Source organism: Sphingomonas sp. Leaf208, from assembly GCF_001421415.1.
In the GTDB taxonomy this organism is placed as follows: domain Bacteria; phylum Pseudomonadota; class Alphaproteobacteria; order Sphingomonadales; family Sphingomonadaceae; genus Sphingomonas.
This window is the reverse complement of record NZ_LMKH01000023.1, coordinates 1-16,784: the sequence shown is the minus strand read 5'-3', so window position 1 is coordinate 16,784 and position 16,784 is coordinate 1. Positions and strand designations below refer to the sequence as shown.

General features: G+C 61.0%; 16 protein-coding genes and 1 pseudogene. 12 read left to right on the top strand and 5 right to left on the bottom strand.

Annotation, left to right across the window (positions count from 1 at the left end; all coding sequences use genetic code 11):
- Nucleotides 1-4: 4 nt before the first annotated feature.
- A complete protein-coding gene (locus ASE69_RS22050; RefSeq protein WP_156362288.1) occupies nt 5-271 on the bottom strand; it encodes a hypothetical protein in 267 nt (88 codons plus the stop codon).
- Between ASE69_RS22050 and ASE69_RS10030 the strand changes: the two genes are divergently transcribed.
- Nucleotides 245-1,087, top strand: coding sequence for an amidohydrolase family protein (locus ASE69_RS10030; protein WP_056485893.1), 843 nt, complete (start codon nt 245-247; stop codon nt 1,085-1,087). The genes ASE69_RS22050 and ASE69_RS10030 overlap by 27 nt on opposite strands.
- On the opposite strand, the gene ASE69_RS10025 is transcribed toward ASE69_RS10030, so the two are convergent.
- The 3 genes and pseudogenes from ASE69_RS10025 to ASE69_RS10015 form a co-directional block, all read right to left on the bottom strand.
- Complete coding sequence (locus ASE69_RS10025; protein WP_235518481.1) at nt 1,084-2,520, bottom strand: mannitol dehydrogenase family protein; 1,437 nt, start codon at nt 2,518-2,520, stop codon at nt 1,084-1,086. The genes ASE69_RS10030 and ASE69_RS10025 overlap by 4 nt on opposite strands.
- Nucleotides 2,517-2,747, bottom strand: a pseudogene (locus tag ASE69_RS22960) (altronate dehydratase); the annotation flags it as partial. The pseudogene ASE69_RS22960 and the gene ASE69_RS10025, both read right to left, overlap by 4 nt.
- 366 nt (nt 2,748-3,113) lie before the next feature.
- The gene (locus ASE69_RS10015; RefSeq protein ID WP_082453055.1) at nt 3,114-3,365 is read right to left on the bottom strand and encodes a hypothetical protein; all 252 of its coding nucleotides are present in this window, start codon (nt 3,363-3,365) and stop codon (nt 3,114-3,116) included.
- A gap of 486 nt (nt 3,366-3,851) precedes the next feature.
- On the opposite strand from ASE69_RS10015, the gene ASE69_RS10010 reads away from it, so the two are divergent.
- The 8 genes from ASE69_RS10010 (at nt 3,852) to ASE69_RS09980 (ending at nt 11,785) form a co-directional block, all read left to right on the top strand.
- Nucleotides 3,852-5,081: a tyrosine-type recombinase/integrase gene (locus ASE69_RS10010; RefSeq protein WP_056485881.1), complete on the top strand. Its 1,230-nt coding sequence runs from the start codon at nt 3,852-3,854 to the stop codon at nt 5,079-5,081.
- Complete coding sequence (locus ASE69_RS10005) at nt 5,078-5,860, top strand: hypothetical protein (protein WP_056485879.1); 783 nt, start codon at nt 5,078-5,080, stop codon at nt 5,858-5,860. The genes ASE69_RS10010 and ASE69_RS10005 overlap by 4 nt, the downstream gene beginning before the upstream one ends.
- Nucleotides 5,861-5,982: 122 nt before the next feature.
- Nucleotides 5,983-6,150 (top strand): excisionase, encoded by a 168-nt coding sequence (locus ASE69_RS22045; RefSeq protein WP_156362287.1) that lies wholly within the window; start codon nt 5,983-5,985, stop codon nt 6,148-6,150.
- Nucleotides 6,151-6,357: 207 nt separating this feature from the next.
- A complete protein-coding gene (locus ASE69_RS22040) occupies nt 6,358-6,546 on the top strand; it encodes a hypothetical protein (protein ID WP_156362286.1) in 189 nt (62 codons plus the stop codon).
- A 435-nt stretch (nt 6,547-6,981) separates the two neighbouring features.
- A complete protein-coding gene (locus ASE69_RS09995; RefSeq protein ID WP_082453054.1) occupies nt 6,982-7,965 on the top strand; it encodes a CHC2 zinc finger domain-containing protein in 984 nt (327 codons plus the stop codon).
- A complete protein-coding gene (locus ASE69_RS09990) occupies nt 7,962-9,530 on the top strand; it encodes a DUF3987 domain-containing protein (RefSeq protein ID WP_235518477.1) in 1,569 nt (522 codons plus the stop codon). The genes ASE69_RS09995 and ASE69_RS09990 overlap by 4 nt, the downstream gene beginning before the upstream one ends.
- Nucleotides 9,502-9,969 carry a hypothetical protein gene (locus ASE69_RS09985; protein WP_156362285.1) on the top strand — a complete coding sequence of 156 codons (468 nt, stop codon included), beginning with the start codon at nt 9,502-9,504 and terminating at the stop codon, nt 9,967-9,969. Before ASE69_RS09990 ends, ASE69_RS09985 begins: the two co-directional genes overlap by 29 nt.
- Before the next feature lie 1,495 nt (nt 9,970-11,464).
- Entirely contained in the window at nt 11,465-11,785 is a 321-nt protein-coding gene (locus tag ASE69_RS09980) for a hypothetical protein (protein ID WP_056485870.1), read from the top strand.
- A gap of 686 nt (nt 11,786-12,471) precedes the next feature.
- Here the strand turns inward: ASE69_RS09980 and ASE69_RS09975 are convergent.
- Nucleotides 12,472-12,990: a hypothetical protein gene (locus tag ASE69_RS09975; protein ID WP_056485867.1), complete on the bottom strand. Its 519-nt coding sequence runs from the start codon at nt 12,988-12,990 to the stop codon at nt 12,472-12,474.
- A gap of 307 nt (nt 12,991-13,297) precedes the next feature.
- Here ASE69_RS09975 and ASE69_RS23460 point away from each other — a divergent pair, with 307 nt between their 5' ends.
- The 3 genes from ASE69_RS23460 to ASE69_RS09960 all read left to right on the top strand — a co-directional run bounded on the left by ASE69_RS23460 (nt 13,298) and on the right by ASE69_RS09960 (nt 14,719).
- Nucleotides 13,298-13,594 (top strand): DUF6894 family protein, encoded by a 297-nt coding sequence (locus ASE69_RS23460; protein WP_056485863.1) that lies wholly within the window; start codon nt 13,298-13,300, stop codon nt 13,592-13,594.
- 94 nt (nt 13,595-13,688) lie between these two features.
- Complete coding sequence (locus ASE69_RS09965; RefSeq protein WP_162236878.1) at nt 13,689-14,330, top strand: DUF433 domain-containing protein; 642 nt, start codon at nt 13,689-13,691, stop codon at nt 14,328-14,330.
- Nucleotides 14,330-14,719 (top strand): DUF5615 family PIN-like protein, encoded by a 390-nt coding sequence (locus tag ASE69_RS09960; protein ID WP_056485857.1) that lies wholly within the window; start codon nt 14,330-14,332, stop codon nt 14,717-14,719. Before ASE69_RS09965 ends, ASE69_RS09960 begins: the two co-directional genes overlap by 1 nt.
- Nucleotides 14,720-16,784: the final 2,065 nt, after the last annotated feature.

Here is a 16,784-nt window from a genome sequence, read left to right as displayed (position 1 = left end):
GCCGCTAGCGCCGACTGGTGTCCGGTACAACCATCGCGCCGGGAAACGCGTCGATGGTGGTGTTGGTATTTAAGAAACGGAGATCATCCGGACGGTGCGCGGCAACGGCTGTATCTTCATGCCGGTAGTCGTCGCGAAATAGCGTTCGGTCAAAGCGACACGTCGATCCGATTGCTGCGCTGGCGTGCACGCGGTACGTTCTTCGGATGCAGACACAGCCGACCAGCCAGGCGCGGATCGCCGCATGACCCGTATCGACGCGCACCAGCATTTTTGGTCATATTCGCCGTCTGCGTTCGACTGGATCGATACCGACAGCGTGCTTGCCCGGGACTTTTCGCCTGCCGATCTGATGCCGCTGTTGGACGGCGCGGCGATCGATGGCTGTATCGCCGTGCAGGCACGACAGACCGAGGCCGAGACCGCCTGGCTGCTGGAGCTCGCGGCTGCCAATTCGCGAATCATGGGCGTGGTCGGCTGGATCGATCTGCGGGCCGGCGATATTGCCGAGCGGCTGGAGACTTGGTTGGGATCGTCCAAGCTGGTTGGCTTTAGGCATATCGTCCAGGACGAGCCGGACGACGATTTCCTGCTGACATCGGACTTCGTGCGCGGGGTCCGGGCGACGGTCGAGCGCGGTTTCAGCTACGACATTCTCGTCAAACCTCGCCAGGCGATCCATGTTCGTCGCTTCTGCGATCTGGTCGCGGCGGGGCGTTCGACGGCGCCGCGGCTGATCCTCGATCATGGTGCGAAGCCCGACATCGCGCACGGTGGCTGGCAGCCCTGGGCGGACGCGATCGCCGACATGGCGCAGGTGCCGTCGCTTTATTGCAAGATATCCGGGCTCGTCACGGAGGCGGATCACGCGACCTGGACCGCGGATCAGATCGCGCGGTATCTCGATCACCTGCTTGCGTGCTTCGGCCCTGACCGCCTGATCTTCGGCTCCGACTGGCCGGTCTGCCGCCTTGCCGCCGAGTATCGCCAGGTCGTCGACCTGATCGACGGGTTCGTCGCGCGCGCCTGCCCGGAGGCGCGGGACGCGATCTTCGGCGGCAATGCTCGGGCGGCCTATGGGGTCTAGAGGTTCACGCCCGACCAGTTGCCGCGGCTGATCCGTTCTGCCGCATCGGCGATTGCGGACCGGGCGGCTGCGTCGTCGCGGAGTTCGGGTGGGAAGCCCAGTCCGGCATCGATCAGACGCGCGACGACCTCGGCGGGCGTTCCGTCGCGTGCCGCAGAGGCGAGGCGATCGCCGGCTGGATCGAAGATCGGAATATTGTCGCGGGCACGTTGCGTCAGGAACGCTACCCACGCGCCGAGCGCGATGACGACGCCGGCGGGCATGCGACCCGCGCGGCGGTTGGCGACGAGTGTATCGCCCAGCCGGTAGGGCAGCTTCTGCGATCCGTCCTGCGCGATCTGGTCGAGCCGGTGGACGATGACCGGGTTGCGGAACCGCTGGAGCACGGCGGCGCGGTAGGCATCCAGGTCGAGACCAGGGGTGCTGGGCAGCATCGGGATGATGTCGTCGCGGATCATCGCATCGACGAATCGGGCGAGCGCCACGTCGTTCATCGCGTCCGCCACGCTCGCCGCGCCGCGGAGCAGGCCGACATAGGCGAGCGTCGAATGCGCGCCGTTGAGAATGCGCAGCTTCGCCTTCTCGTAGCTCGCGACGTCGGTCGTGATGGTCGCGCCGACCGACGCGAGATCGGGGCCGAGCGGCGTGCCGATGTCCTCGATCACCCACTGTGCAAAGGATTCGCGTTGGACCGCGGCGAGGTCTTCGAGACCGATCGCTTGGGCTACGTCGTCGTAGAGCGCAACGTCGGACGCCGGCGTGATCGAATCGACCATCGTCGACGGCACGCTTACCTCACCGGCGATCCAGTCCGCCAGATCCGTGTCGCCCACGCGGGTGAATGCGACCAGGGCGGCGTGGAGCTTGGCGCCGTTGCTGGCGAGATTGTCGCATGGCATCGGCACGAACGGCGCGATCCCCGCATTCCGGCGCGCGGCGAGGCCTGCGACTAGCCATCCGACCAGGCTGCGCGGCGTTGTCGTCCCGGCGAGGTCATGGACGATATCGGCGTGCGACAGGACGAGTGTGCCGTCGGCGGCGAGGCAATAGCCCTTCTCGGTAACGGTCGAGGTCACCAGCCGTACTGCGGGATCGGCGAGCAACGCGTGCGTTTCGGCCGCGTCGTCGGGCCCGAGGAATCGGCGATGCGCACCGATCACGCGGTTCGTTGACTGAGCGTCGCGGATCGCGAGCGTGTAGAGCCCGTCCTGCTCGGCAAGTGCTGCGACCGTCCGCTTGCTGCGCATCGAGACTGCGGCGATGCCCCAGCGTGGATCATGGTCCAGCAGCGCGTCGATATACGCCGCCTGATGCGCGCGGTGGAATGCGCCAGGCCCGAAATGGACGATGCCGATAGAGGGCATCGCGCGGCCTCGCGGGCTCTCGATCGTCGCCGGCAGTTGGTCGAGCGTCGCATGGGTCAGTCGTGTCAAAGCGTTACTCCACGTTTCCATATCGCGATCTCGCGTTCGCCATTGCGCTCGGCGGCGGTCTCGCGGCCCGATGCGATCGCGGCGATGCAGTCGAGCATCGCCGTTTCTGCCGAGGCGAACCCCTGGTCGAGCACATGTCCGGCGTCGAAATCGATCCAACCCGGCTTGCGCTGGGCAAATTCGGTGTTCGACGCGATCTGGATCGTCGGCACGGGAAAGCCGAGCGGATGCCGCGGCAGGTTGCGCGGAACGGCCTGAGACAGGGTGAGCACGGCGTCGCCGGTATCGATCCGGTCGCCGATATCGCCGTCGCGCAGCAGGGTCGCGACGCCGTCGCCTGCGCTGACTATCACTGCATCGACCATTCCGAACCCTCCGCTCCATTTTCGCGTGCAGGATCGCATAGTCTCAAATCGGCGCGCGACGCACGAATAAAGCTATCTGGAAGCGTCAGCGGATCGGGCAGGACGCGGTCTCAGCACGACGATTATTGCTAATTCATTTGAGAACAAACGGCTCTCAAGCGCACGTTTCGACGTGGCATCGTCCAAGCCCAGGTCGATTGGACCGGTGCATAACACCGGTCCAACAGATTAGTTGCTGTCGGAATCGTCGCCATCGTCGATCGCGAGATACAGACCGCCACCGACCGCAACGGCGGCAAGAGCGATGATGATGAAACCACCGTCGGCGACCTCGGACTTCTTGACGGTCGGCGTGCCGACGCGTGCCGACTGGATCGTCGAGAGGCTGGATGCCGGGTTGGCCGAAGCCGCGTTCGCTGCAACTGGTGCGGCGAGCAGCATGAGGCCAGCCGATGCCGTGGCAAGTGACTTAAGAAACATGAAATCTCCACTGTTTGAGTAAGACTTCATCCTAAACCACAAAGTATCTTAACATGAAATAAGTTTCATGAACTAAAGAATGTTCGTCAGACCTAAGTGTCGGTAATATTTAAGAACTTGTGCGAATACCCACCCAAACCCGCCTAGCGTGAACGTGTCTCGTCTGAGTTACATGTTGGGCTCAGTCCTCGACCTCTGCGGGGCGGGCAGGTCAGACGCCGTCGCAAGAACGACTGCAACTGGCGGGACAGATTTGAAGAAGGGGGTTCCGGCCTACCGGCATCTCGCGAGGAAGCGAGGACTTGTCCGGCTGGAAAATGGCTCCCTGAGTAGGACTATAACTTGTAAAGCGTTGCCATTCGATATTGTTCGCTCTCTCCCTTTTCTAACCGAGAAAGAGGCTATTCAGCGTCCGATCGTGTTCGTTGACGTCCGTTCTCATTCGTGAGAGTGTGAGGGAACGGACGAGGGAGCGGAAACGACACTATGAGCTTAACTGCATCGCAGGTTTCAAAGCTTGGCCCCGGCCGTCACGCCGATGGCGACGGGCTCTATATGTTGGTCAAGCCGACCGGCGCGCGGTCTTGGCTCCTCCGGGTCCAGTTGGAAGGGAAGCGGCGCGACATTGGCTTAGGCTCGGTCGAAGTTAAATCCCGGATCGGTGCCGAGTTGGTTGAGGAAGTGTCAATCTTGCATCGCCGCGTTCTCACACTGGGCGAGGCTCGCGACAAGGCGTCGGTGCTCCGCAAGTTCGCGAAGGCTGGCCGCGATCCAATCCTAGAGCGTGACAGGGACCGCGGGTCCGTGCCGACGTTCAAGGAAGCGGCCATCGCCTGCCATGCTGAGCTTAAGGCGGGCTGGGCCCTAAAGAGCGCGGCGTCGTTCCTGTCGTCGCTGGAAGATCACGCCTACAAGCCGTTGGGGCGTATGCGGGTGGACTCCATTGAGGCTTCCCATATCCGCGGCGCGTTGGCGCCGATCTGGAATGACATACCGGTCATGGCGCAGAAGGTCCGCCAGCGTATCGGGACGGTGCTTAACTTCTCGAAGGCGAGCGGCTGGCGCACGTCGGAAGCGCCCGGGAAGTCGGTCACGGTTGGCCTGTCGCGGCAGGTGAAGGGCGGCAACTTCGCTGCGATGCCTCATGTCGAAGTGCCGGCGTTCGTGGGCTCTATGTCGGAGCGGGCGGCGACCGCGGGGCGTACAGCCTTGTTGTTCCTTATCTTCACCGCCGCCCGGTCGGGTGAAGTGCGGTCCGCCCGCTGGTCGCAAATCGATCTAGAGAAGCGGTTATGGATCCGGCCGGCAAAGCTCATGAAGTCCAGGGAGGCCCATACCGTCACGCTGAACGAACAGGCGTTGGAATTGCTGCGACGCGTCGACGCTGAACGATTGGTAAAGGTGGATGGGCTTATTTTCTCAGGCGCGAAGGGCAAGCCGCTTTCCGACATGACGCTATCGAAGGTGCTCCGAGATTGTGCCCTGCCATATACCCCGCATGGGTTCCGCAGTTCGTTCCGCGATTGGGCGGCGGAGGATATGCCAAGCATCCCCGACGCGGTTGCGGAGGTGGCTCTGGCGCACGCGGTTTCAGACAAGGTTGTCGCCGCCTACAAGCGAACAGACTTCCTAGAAATGCGGCGCAAGCTGCTCGACGCGTGGGGGCGGTATGCTGCCCGGGCTGACGTCGTTGCACACCTGAAGGCCGTCGCGTGACGGACCGCCGCGAACTTCCCCCCGGTACCCAAGCCTTGATTGACCTCGGGCTGAAGGGTGCTGCTGACGAAAAAGATAGCATTCTGAAGGGCCTATCCGCATGGTTCGACCGTCGCGAAATGCTGCGGCCCGAATGCACGCAGGGGCAGGCTCTAAGTGCGATCGGTGATCTGCTGGGGCAGGTAAGGGAGGTGTGCGAGCCGTTGATGCATACAGCCTTCGGAAAGCAGGACAGCGCAGCTATCGACCAGTTAAAGTCCATAGGCAGGCCAGCCGAACAGGGGAGGGTTGACCGGCTTAACCTGTTGGCGCGCAAGCTCTTGGTGGCGGCGCGGTTCTTCGATCGCGGGACTAGCGTTAGCTCGATGCAAGAAGCGGTCTACGAGGTGCGAGCGATCCACGCGGGCGATGATCCGCGACTATTCGCGGTGGTAGAGGGCAAAAGGAAGCAAGGCCGACCGGGGAATGCCTTCCGGATCGCAGTGAACAAGCTGCGCGCCCTGGAATGGGACGCCGTACTTCAGGGCCGCGGCGTGTCGGCCGTTGAACGGCACACGCTTATCCAGAAAGCATACGGGGTTGAGTGGGGCACGATGCAGAAATGGAGCGCACCTTGCAGCCGGGATCTAGGAATTGAGTTGGTCGCGCACCTGAAGAAAACGGCGCGCGAAGACGGTGCTAGCGGGCGTTCAGTGTTCGGCGAAAAGTACGGACTAGAGTTTGCCGACGCGCTCACGTTCGACGGCTCGCTCTACCTCAAGGAGCTTAGGAGAAAGTAAGAAAAGATTGGGCGTACTTTTCTGGAAAAGATCGCCCTTTCGTTTCCTTGGCTTCCCGTGACTACGAGCGGTAATTCGATGTCGCCCGATGGTGTTCGCATCATCCCAACGGGAGGCATTAAATGGACGTTGAAACAATCCGGGTCTCTGCATTTATGCAATGCTTCGGCTTCGGTCGAACGAAGACTTATGAATTGCTCAATTCCGGCAAGCTGGAAAGCATCAAGGTCGATGGCACTCGACTAATTAAAATGCGTAGCGCACGCGCGCTCATCGGCGAGCCGGCTTGATCGGTCATGGTAACAGCAGCAACGACGCGCGGTCGTAAAACGCGAGAAGCCCACACCGGGCCAACGGTGCGGGCTTCCACGAACTACTTCAACAGCAGAGTCTGCACACATACTAACTCCGCCCTCCGCCTGCAACGGCTTAACGTTGTCGGTTTGCACGGATGCACTGCGGCACTGGTTGCTGCCCTCGCATGGGGGAGCTTCAACATGGTTGAACACCAGCGCGGGGCTATGTCCGTGCTCGCCGAAGGCAAGCCGCTCAAGCCTCGTGAAGGTCAGTTCGTTGGCGGAATTGCCTTCTACGCGAACCCGCTCACCGAAAAGCAACGCAACTGCCTAGTGATCCTGCTCGACAAACACGGCCTTCCCTCACTGACTGACGGAGGCGACGCATGAGCCGGTGTCACCAACCCACAAGCACGGCTGCTTTCGCATCGATCCAGCAGGCAACCGCCCACCTGGAGCGCGTCGTGCTGAAGGTGCTAGAACAGTACCCGGACGGCCTCACCGTGGGTGAGACATGCGCCCGCGCTGATTACCCGCGGTATAGCCTGCAACCCCGATTCACGGCGCTAAAGGACCGCCGCGCTATTCGCGACACCGGCTTGCGCCGACCGAACGTCTCGGGTCGAAACGCGATCGTCTGGCGCGCTTGCCATCACGATCGCAGGGAGGCGCAGGCATGAACGCCCCGATAGCCTTTTCGTCGTGCTGGAACAGCTTGAGCGCTCGTCGTGGTGCGTCGTTCGTCGCCGCCTTCAGGACGGACGCCGGACGTTCGCCAGCCGGGTTGCGGCGGCTCCCCGTCATATCCCATCTTAGGAGCTTCTAATGTCCCAGATGGATAGCGCCGCATTCGCGGCCGTCACTCAGCAGGTCCGCGACCGATTCCCCGTCTCAGGAGTCGCGAACAAGGCGGGTGTTAAGCTCTCTCGCGCTGGTCGGGAGTGGAAGGGGTGCTGCCCGTTCCACCCGGACAACTCGCCGTCGTTCACGATCTATGCGGACGATCGCCGGTTCCAGTGCTTCGGCTGCGGCGCGCAGGGCGATGTAATCGACTTCGTAATGCGCGCCTACAAAGTGAAGACGCGCGAGGCGATCGGGATGCTGGACGGTGGCGCATTGCGCGAGCTGGAGCAGCAGCGCGCACCCGCTAAGCCGAAGGCCGACATGCGCCCGATCGCACAGCGGATCGTCAAGGCGTCCGTGCCGATCGACGGGACACCCGCGGCGATCTACCTGCGGTCGCGCGGTATCACCATCGACCTTCCACATACCTTGCGGTTCGCTCGCCTCCCGCCGCCCAAAATGGAGGGGAACGGTGTGCTGGCGGCGAACGGTCCGGGGTTGCTGCCGACGCTCGTCGCCATCGTCACGGACGCGGCCGGCGAGCTGGCCGCATTGCAACGCACGTATCTGACGGAGGACGGGCGCAAGGCGGCAACGAAGGCGACCGACACGGACCGCAAGCCCAAGGTGAAATACAGCCTGGGCAACGTTATAGGCGGCTCGATCCGACTTGGCCCGCCGTCGGCGAGCATCCTCGTCTGCGAGGGGCTGGAGGACGGCTTGACTCTAGCGCAAGGTTTGGGCCGGTCGGTCTGGGTGGCGGCGGGAACGTCGATGATGCCGGCGATGATTTTTCCGCCCGTCGTGCGGTCGGTCGTCATCGGCGCGGACGGCAACGCGCCAGGTGAGGTGGCCGCACAGAAAGCGGCCGAAGCCTACGTCGCCTGGGGCCTATCGGTTCGGATCATGCGCCCGACGCCGCCTTTCGTGGACTTCAACGCCGAATTGATGGGAGCCAGCGCATGAACGCCAGCCTCGCCACACGGTACGACACCGCCGAAGTCTTCGAAGACGCTTCGCTTTACATGGGGCAAGGGTCGCATTCGGCTCCGGTCTGGTCAAAGCCCGATATGACGGTGCTAGCTGGTGGCCGCACGGCTCCGCCTGATATGCCGACTGATATGTTCGGCACACTCTGGCCGCTCATTCGCGATCTGGCGGCGGGTGCTGGTGCGCCGGCTGAATACGTGGCCGTGAGCATCATTGCCGTTGCCGCTTCGCTCGTCGGTGCCAAGCGGTCGGTGCAGCCGTTCCGCGAGGCTCCCCAGTGGCGGGAACCGTGCATCTTGTGGATTGCTCCGGTTGGTGATCCGTCCTCCAACAAGTCGCCCGCGATCGACGCCGCTACCGTCCCGCTTAAGGGCATGGAGAAGGAACTAGCGGAGCAGTTCAAGGCCGGGTTGATCGGGTGGCAAACGACTGCCGAGCGCGCGAAGGCGGAGAAGGCGGCGTGGTTGGCCGACGTGAAGATGGCGACTAAGGAGGGCGTGGCTACCCCGACGATGCCCGATGCCGCGGTAGAGCCCGACGAGCCGCAGCGTCCGCGCCTTGTCGTGCAGGACGGCACGCCCGAAGCGGTGATGGAGATCCTATCCGGCAACCCCAACGGCATCCTTCATTTGCGCGACGAGCTGGCCGGGTGGTTGCTGAGCTTCGAGCGGTATTCGCCTGGCGGTCGCGAGTTTTGGCTAGAGGCAAATGGCGGGCGGCATTTCACCGTCGACCGCAAAAGCCTCAAGGCCCCGCTGTTCATCAAGTTCAACGGCGTGACGGTGCTGGGTGGTATCCAGCCGGAGAAGCTATCCGAATGCCTGCTGAAGTCTGCGGACGACGGCTTGGTTGCGCGCTTCCTATGGGCGTGGCCCGACCCGATCCGATACCAGCGGCCGACCGGCGTTGCCGATGCGGCATTGCTTGAGCATGTCTATCGCCAGCTGCTCCGCATCCAGCCCGGTCGCGACGAGGAAGGGCAGGCGGTCGCGATCGTCCTCATGCTGAATGACGCGGCGGGCGCGATCTTTGAGGAATGGATCCGGGACAATGATTCAGCGATCCGGGAGGCGGCGGGTCTCTACAAAGGGTTCCTCGGCAAGCTACGCGGCATGGTTTTGCGCCTGTCGCTCGTCGTCGAGCTTATCGGCTGGGCGGCAACCGATGGGCGCGAGCCTACCTGCATCCGCGCTGAGACGCTTACGGCGGTCCTGAGCTTCATCGACGACTATGCGAAGCCGTCCGCGGTCCGTGTGTTCGGTGATGCCGCCTTGCCTCTGAGCGAGCGTAATGCGGCGGCGCTCGCCCATCATATCCTAAAAACGAAGACGCAACGCATCAACCTACGCGAAGTGAGACGGGAAAGCGGTATCGCAACCCTGAAGATTGCGGCCGATGTCGAGGCCGCGACTGAAGCGCTGGTGGAGGCGGGATGGCTCCGCGGCATCGGGGAACGTGCCGGCGACACGGCAGGCAAGCCGCGCAAGGATTATCTCGTCAATCCGATGGTGCATGACGGGGTGGCAAATGGGGTGGCGTGACGTTGCCGCGTCGGTGATGGCGGAGGGCGCTCAACCCGCCCCCGCTCCGGCGGTCGAAAACTTCGGGCTTCCGGATGACCTAGCTAGCGAGCTGCGGCGGCTGGAAACGATGCCGCCGCCGCGCAAGCTCGAGTGTGCCGCAAACTGGCGGGGCGTGGTGATCGACGCCATGACACTCGCGCGCGATCGGTGGGCGGCAAAGGCGATGGCGCTCGGTTGGACCGCCGGCGACCTGTTCGGGATCGGTCCGCGCGACGACTGGGATTTTCAGGGGCTCGCGGTCTGGCTCGACGGGCGGCGTATTGTCCTGCTCGATGACAAACGTGCGATAGCTGCTGACGCCTCGGGCGAGTCGCGCTCATCGTTTGATCGTGGCGGCATGCGTCACGGTACGCTCCCAACGATCGAGCCGGTGATGCTGTGGGATTTTGGACGATGAAAGATCCAGCGTTGCTCTTCGGGCTGGTCGAACAGCTTGTAGGCTGCCGCTTTCGGCGGCGTAGCTTTCACCGCAGTGTTGATCTGCCTACGCTAGAGTTTTGACCCTCCCGAGTAGTTTGGTCCGATGACCGATGACCGATGACTGATGACCGAAGGCCGAAGTTCGGGATTTATTTTACGAACTTGCCCGCGCTATGCGTTCTGACCATCATGGCAGATCGGCATTAGCTCAGTGCCCAACCGGTAATTCGGTCATGCATTTCCAGTGGCTTGTGCTCAACGGCAAGGGTGGAAGGGCCGTTGGGTCGCGCGCGGGGGCTGGACTAAGTGTACATGCCATAAACGCATCAGGGGCAGGACGCGCTATGCGGCAATTACAAACGGCCGCATCCAAGGCCGGGCGTGCGCAATCCCCGATAAAATCCGACTTTAATTGCCGTTGGGCTCTCAGAGATTTGTCGCTAACCGCCGATTGTCAGTTATCACCTTCTGGGAAAACTGTTCCCAGGCACTAGAAGACGGCACTCCAAACGGAAGCTGGTGGGGGCCGCTCTAGTGAGGTGGTCCACCATGGTCGTTTCTGCTTGGCTCCTTTCTTTCAGGGATGGGCTTAGGCTCGGCCGGCATAACGATCCGTTCCAGAGCATCGACGTAGCGCCACTCATTATTATCTGAGCAGGAGCTTCCGGTGGAGAAGTAAATCGTGCATCCCAAATACTGAGTTGCGTTGGGTCCTAGTCCAACTGCCGGTAATTTAACTGTTTCGCCAATGGTGTTGCAGCCTGGCCCGTTTTGCCGCCATTTCCTAGTCAGGATGACGATAATGTCTCGAGACGTGACGTTCCTAACCCGCATTGGGGATTGGCAGTTCACACTTGGTGATCTCGGGTCTCGCTCAACCACAGCCAGCTGACTCAACGGTGCCGCTGAGGTAAGCAATAGGAGCACGCAGATGAGAGGCACCGCTACCGCTTGCTTCATGATCGCTCCTAAACTTCTTATATGGAATAATGTTTATCGATTCTGTTATATTGTCAAGCGACACACTTACTATGTGCAAGATTAAATGTTGCGATGATCTATCTGCCTGAAATGGAAAACATTTTGGCCGGCCGGGGACGGGCCGGCGATGGTCAGAACATAGAGCGGGGTTCGGCTTCAGTAGGTGGAACGCCCATGGCAGGGGGCTATTGGCACTATCGGCACTATTGGCACGGGGCCTTTCTGTCGATCCGCGACCTATTGGCACTAATGGCGAGCCTTCGCTACGTAACCAAAAATAGGTTATATCTATCTATATATTTACAGGGCGCAGGCGACGGCTCGGGAGCGAGATAGGCCCCATGCCAATAGCGCCAATAGTGCCAATAGGTCGGCCCCTCCCTCTGTTTTAACAGGCAATAACAGGGGACCGGGCGGACGATGGCTAGGTGATGATACACCGTAATAACACCTGAGGACCGCCCCAGACGGGCAACGTAGGAGTGACGGAAATGGCATTCGATCCAGACTTCGGAAAGCAAGGCTTCGCACGCGATCTGTTCCGGCTGCGGTTTCGCCGGCTGCGGATCGATCAGCCGACGTTTGCCGCTCGGTTCGGCCTGTCGTTCGGCATGGTGAAAGATCAGGAGCAATCGCGGGGCAAGCCGTCCAGGGCGTTCAAGGTGCTGGTGGCGGCGATCGAGCTAGACCCCGCCTTGATCGAACGGGCGGCACGGATCGCGGAAGAGCGGTGGCCGGATGCGCAGGTTAAGATAACCGGGGATAACGACGGCGCGGACGTTTCCGAAGCCATCGCGGGTGTGTGCGCGTAACTCTATGCGGCGGGCGCTCCGCAATAATACCAGTCACCCTTGGCGCGGGAAGCGGACCGGTACGCGCGATCACGCGGCATATCTATGGCGCGGGCAGTCCGCCTTAGTGTCACCCACTAAAGAGCGGCGGCATGACACGCGGCGGGAGTTTTGGGACCAGTACGCGCCCGACTGCGCGCGAGAATGCAGCCTTCGCCAGCTATGCCCGCCCGATGCTTGAAGCTCGATGCGCACAGTACGCGCAGGCACGCGGAACAGAATGCGGCGGGGCGTCCGTAGATCTTGGACTCCATACGCGCGGGCGTGGCGGACTGGCGAGCGGGTAGCCCGCAACTATGCGATGCAGTCAGCGCGGGAGGCAACTGGGCTCGAGCGCAGCTTTCTGGCGACATCGCGCGGGTGCGCGCGTCAATGCGGCGGAGGACCCGCGACAATCCGACGCCATAACGCGCTGAGGGTCAGACGGCCTTGCCCCGCTTTCCGCACACATCGCACGGGTGCGTACGAGAAATGCGACGGACGCCCCGCAATAGTCGGAGGCCGTAAAGGCGGGCGTTTGCGAACAAGTGCGCACGCATGTCCGATAATGCGGCTGGGGCTCCGCTCTTTCGAGACCCCGTAAAATAGGGATCGGAAACGGTTGGCCGGTCCGTCTTTTAGCGGTGATTAGCGGTCGCGACGGTTATTTAAACGTGAGAAACGGTGGTCGTCGGCGGGGTCGCAGCTTGAGGTTTGAGCAACTCAAAATGGCACCGACGAGGGTCCGCGGTGCCTATCGCCGCGAGTATGCCTGCGCCAATCCCTGCGGCGACGAAAACCGCGATGGAATAGCGAAGTACTCTGAGATCAGAGCGCTTTTCCGTCTCGCGCCGGATCTGGCCGGACCATTCTGCGTCGGTTGGGTACGTATTTACGACGTCGTTCTTTGCTAGCTTCAGGTACTCCCCAAGCTCGCCGTGATAGATTCTGTAGCGTCGGTCGACTCGAAAGCGCCGAAGGTGTTCGGACAAAACGAGCGCAACCCACGCGCCACACATGGAGAGTCCCAGTAGCGCGATTGAGTAGTACAATGGACCGACGCACACTGCACGAGACGTGTTCAACAGCTGGGTCAATTCGAAAGCCAGCGCAGCACCGCTAGCAAACAGTATCAATCTGGCCTGCTCGATCTCCAGCGCGACAGAGGCATCGTCATCCGTATCCACGCCAGGGAGATGCTGCTCACGTAGATGCTTGGCTATGCTGCGCTGTTCTTCACTACGCGCATCGATGCGAGGAGGTCGCCTCCGGCCCTCAGGTTTGGACAGGGTTGCGTCCGGAGCTACTTGATCGGTTGGTGTTGGCATTCGCCTAGGCTAGCCGACGTAGCGATATTGCAAAGCTCCAAACGAAACAGCCCTTCATTCCTGGCAGGGCGCATATCGCACTAGGGCACCGCGCATTCGGATCAAAAGGCCGTCTGAGCGATTAGGCCCCCTGCGAGAGACGGTAACTAAGCGACGGAGTGCACCAGTGCCGCGTTTCTATTTCCATACAGAGACCGATGTTCGGGTCACGGATACCGATGGGCAGGAATTTGGGAGCTACGAGGACGCGCGGCGTGAGGCTATTCAGACGTGCGAGCAGATGATGAAAGACGCCGCAGTTGCCTTCTGGGGTTCGCGCCCGTGGAACGTGTCAGTGACGGACGAGACGGGCCTGATACTTTGGAAGATTTATATTGATGGGCAGACGTCTGCCGCGGGCCGGAGCCTTGAGCCCCGGATAGCTGGTTCTGATCCTGATCCTGATCGGCCCACCATACTTTGACGGCGCACGCGCCTCGGGTGAAATGCGGATATGCGAAACTTCCCATGCACCGCGAAGTGATATAGCTCAGCGGCATGAGGCACCGGGTCAGATCATGGTAGAGGCCGGCGACATTGTGGGGGCTTTCAGCGAGGACCAAGCCGCTCGCCTCTCTGGCGTATCGCTGAACCAACTGCGGCGTTGGGACGGCGACGGGTTCTTTTGCCCGAGTTTCAGCGACGCCAAGGGCATCCCCTTCGGTCGCATCTATTCGTTCCGCGACATCGTTTCGCTTCGGGTACTGAACGATCTGCGCAACGAGAAACGTATTTCTCTCGCTCATTTGCGCGACGTTGCACGCGACCTTTCCCATCTCGGGGATGCAAAGTGGACGGCTACAACGCTGTACGTTCTAGGCAAACGCGTCGTGTTCGTCGATCCACGTACGAACCTGCGGCAAGACGTGGTCAGCGGGCAGCGGGTGTTTGACATTCCCCTGCGCGTTGTAATTTCTAGTACGCGTAGAGCGGTCCTCGATCTCAACGATCGTAGCGAACGCACCGGTCAGATTGTTCGAGCCCGCTTTGTCGCCCAGAATGAACCGGTGATAGCCGGTACTCGTGTCTCCGTTGCGGCTATCCGGGAATTCGCTTCCGCTGGCTATAGCAGCGCTAAGATCATCAAGGAATATCCCGGTCTGACGGACGCCGACGTTGAGGCGGCTCTTGGCTTTGAACCGGAGCGCGTCGCCGCTTAATGCCGAAAGCTGCGACCAAGCTCTATCTCTTCCTCGACAACAACGTGCCTGATTCTATCGGCCGCTACCTTCAGCGTCAGGGCCATAGCGTACAACGCCAGCGTTTTTATATCCCGGCGGATTCGCCCGATCCCGTGGTAGCAATGACCGCCCTTCAGGCGAGGCGAATCCTAATAACGCAGGACAAGGACTTCAACAGCCAACGGTTTCAGCAGGATAGGTTCGCGACCTTAAGCCGCATATCGCTCAGTGGGGCGTCAGTGACGTTGCTGCCAGCTCTTAAGGAGCATCTTGCGCTGATTGAGTTCAAATGGAGCCACGGGCTTCAAACTAAAGCTCTGCGGATGATCGCGTTCGTGAAGGTCGGAAACGTGCGCTTCAAGGCTTAGCCCTATGCTTGCATTGAGGAACAACCTTTACTCCTGGGGCGGTGATTAGGGTCGCAGCTCGGGACCGCGGGGCGTCGAACCTGTGACCGATAATAACGATTATCGGACGCGAGTATGGTTTGGCCCTGTTTTAAACGGTCTATAACGGACCTGCTCGGTACGGCCACCCCGCCCCTAAAATAGAGGGAAATAGAGGCACGCGGGCCGCTCGGCGTCAGCAGCGGCAAACGTAGCAACCAAGCTGATACGGGCGGTTTACGGGGGCGGGGCTGCGAGGAGTTTTCGGAAGCCTTATGTGGCGTGCGTCGTTGTTCTCAACGATCAGCATGCGGCGGGGTTCTTCGAGACTGGGAAAACAGGGTAAGCGGAACGTCTGTCGCGCGATGCAGAAACGCCCCGCTATTGATGGCGGGGCGTTCTATAGGCTCGGTAGGGGGGTGGCTTCGTGGTATGGTACAGGAACGCAGGAGAACGCACCGTGCAGATGAAGCGTCGGAACCTTTACCGGAATTGTGACAATTGCGGTCGCAATAGTAGTATGACGTTCGAGGAGCCTGCGCACGACAGCACCGGCTCCAATACGATTTGGGTTCAAGCTACCGGATGCTGGAAGGTATCGGATGGTAAATTGACCAAGTCATGCGTTACAGCTGAAGTATGATTGCCTATCCCACGATCGCAGTTTGTTAGACGCCATGTCCGTAGACCCGTACCGAATTTTGCAGCGGCCTCGGCAATTGACTATCCTGCCCGCTAAGCGGCCACCCCTGCCACCAAAGTTTAAGATACTAATCTACGCCCGCTCCGAAGTTAGAACGATCACGGAAGTTTATAAGGCTACACCGCGCCAAATGATCGCGGATGTTGACGGCGTGGCATACCGGTTTGAAGACCGTATATGGGGGCTGCTTCAAGACCTCATCGGGGGTGGCATGAGCGATCCGCAGCAGTATGTGGGCGTCCGTCTCGTTGCCAAGCAGCATAATCTGCATCAGTGGCGGTATGGGCCGGTTAGAGCACCGGCTTTTTCGCAAGGCCCTGTCGCCTGAATTGCTCGTCACAAAGGTATGGCGGTTGTCGACAGTTGGGCCTCTGCCATCGCGTTCGTCGTCTTGATCGTCACGGCTGCGGCGATTATCGTTTGCCATTATGCTGACCAACGCCGCGGCGGAAGCCGCGTGGCAGAAAGCGGTCGCGTGAAAGCTGTTCGACCAAAGCGGGCTGCAATGCTCCGTTGTGCCGGCCGGCAGAGAGTAAATTTGCCTGAGGTTGCGGTTCGGCAATCGCTCTGAGTCACGTCAACCGGTGCGGAGCTGGCGGCAGGGAGAGGCGTTAATATGCCATTGGGAAACCCGATTTCAGAACTTTTCGTCGGGAGGCTTTTACCATCTCGGCAGGTGAGGGAATGGTCCTTGTCGAGGCGCCAGGCGTAGTCGCTACGCTTGATATCGACGCCGCGTCCCTCCTTTCCGGCCAGCTGCTTGCCGCATGCGGATCGGCACGGTTGCAGCAGCACGCAGCGGTTGGTCAGGATTCGAACCTTGGCCCTTCCTCATTACCATAGAACGCGCAACAGTTAGGCAGTTTCTCCATTACGATCTAAGCGGCGGTGGAGGCGCGAACGAGGGGGCACCATGCTAATACTTGCAGTGTTGATGCTCGCATCCGGCGCGGAGCAGTTTGCCGACTTGATCCCAACGGAACGCCTGTCCTCTGGCCCCCATACCTTAATGATAAGCGATGGCCGGGCGATGACGCGCACCGAGTACCGAACTGGTCCAGCTTGCATGAGAGCCCGAGACGCTGTTCGCCGGCAGGTCGCCCAGCCAGCCGATACGCCGACTGGGATCTATGGCCCACCCCGGGTGCAGGCATTCTGTGTTCCGCGTTGACGTACAGGCCCCACAATTAAGCCGCTAACGCCGACCCCTTCCTCATAAGGATAGGCGAAATAGCGAAGTCCAGTTTGTTGTTGCCCCCTAAAGGCCTGACAGGGCCTCGCAGGTTTGCGCGATGAACTCGCGGGGTGATCGATAGCGCAAAGCGCGGTGCGGATGCACCTCGT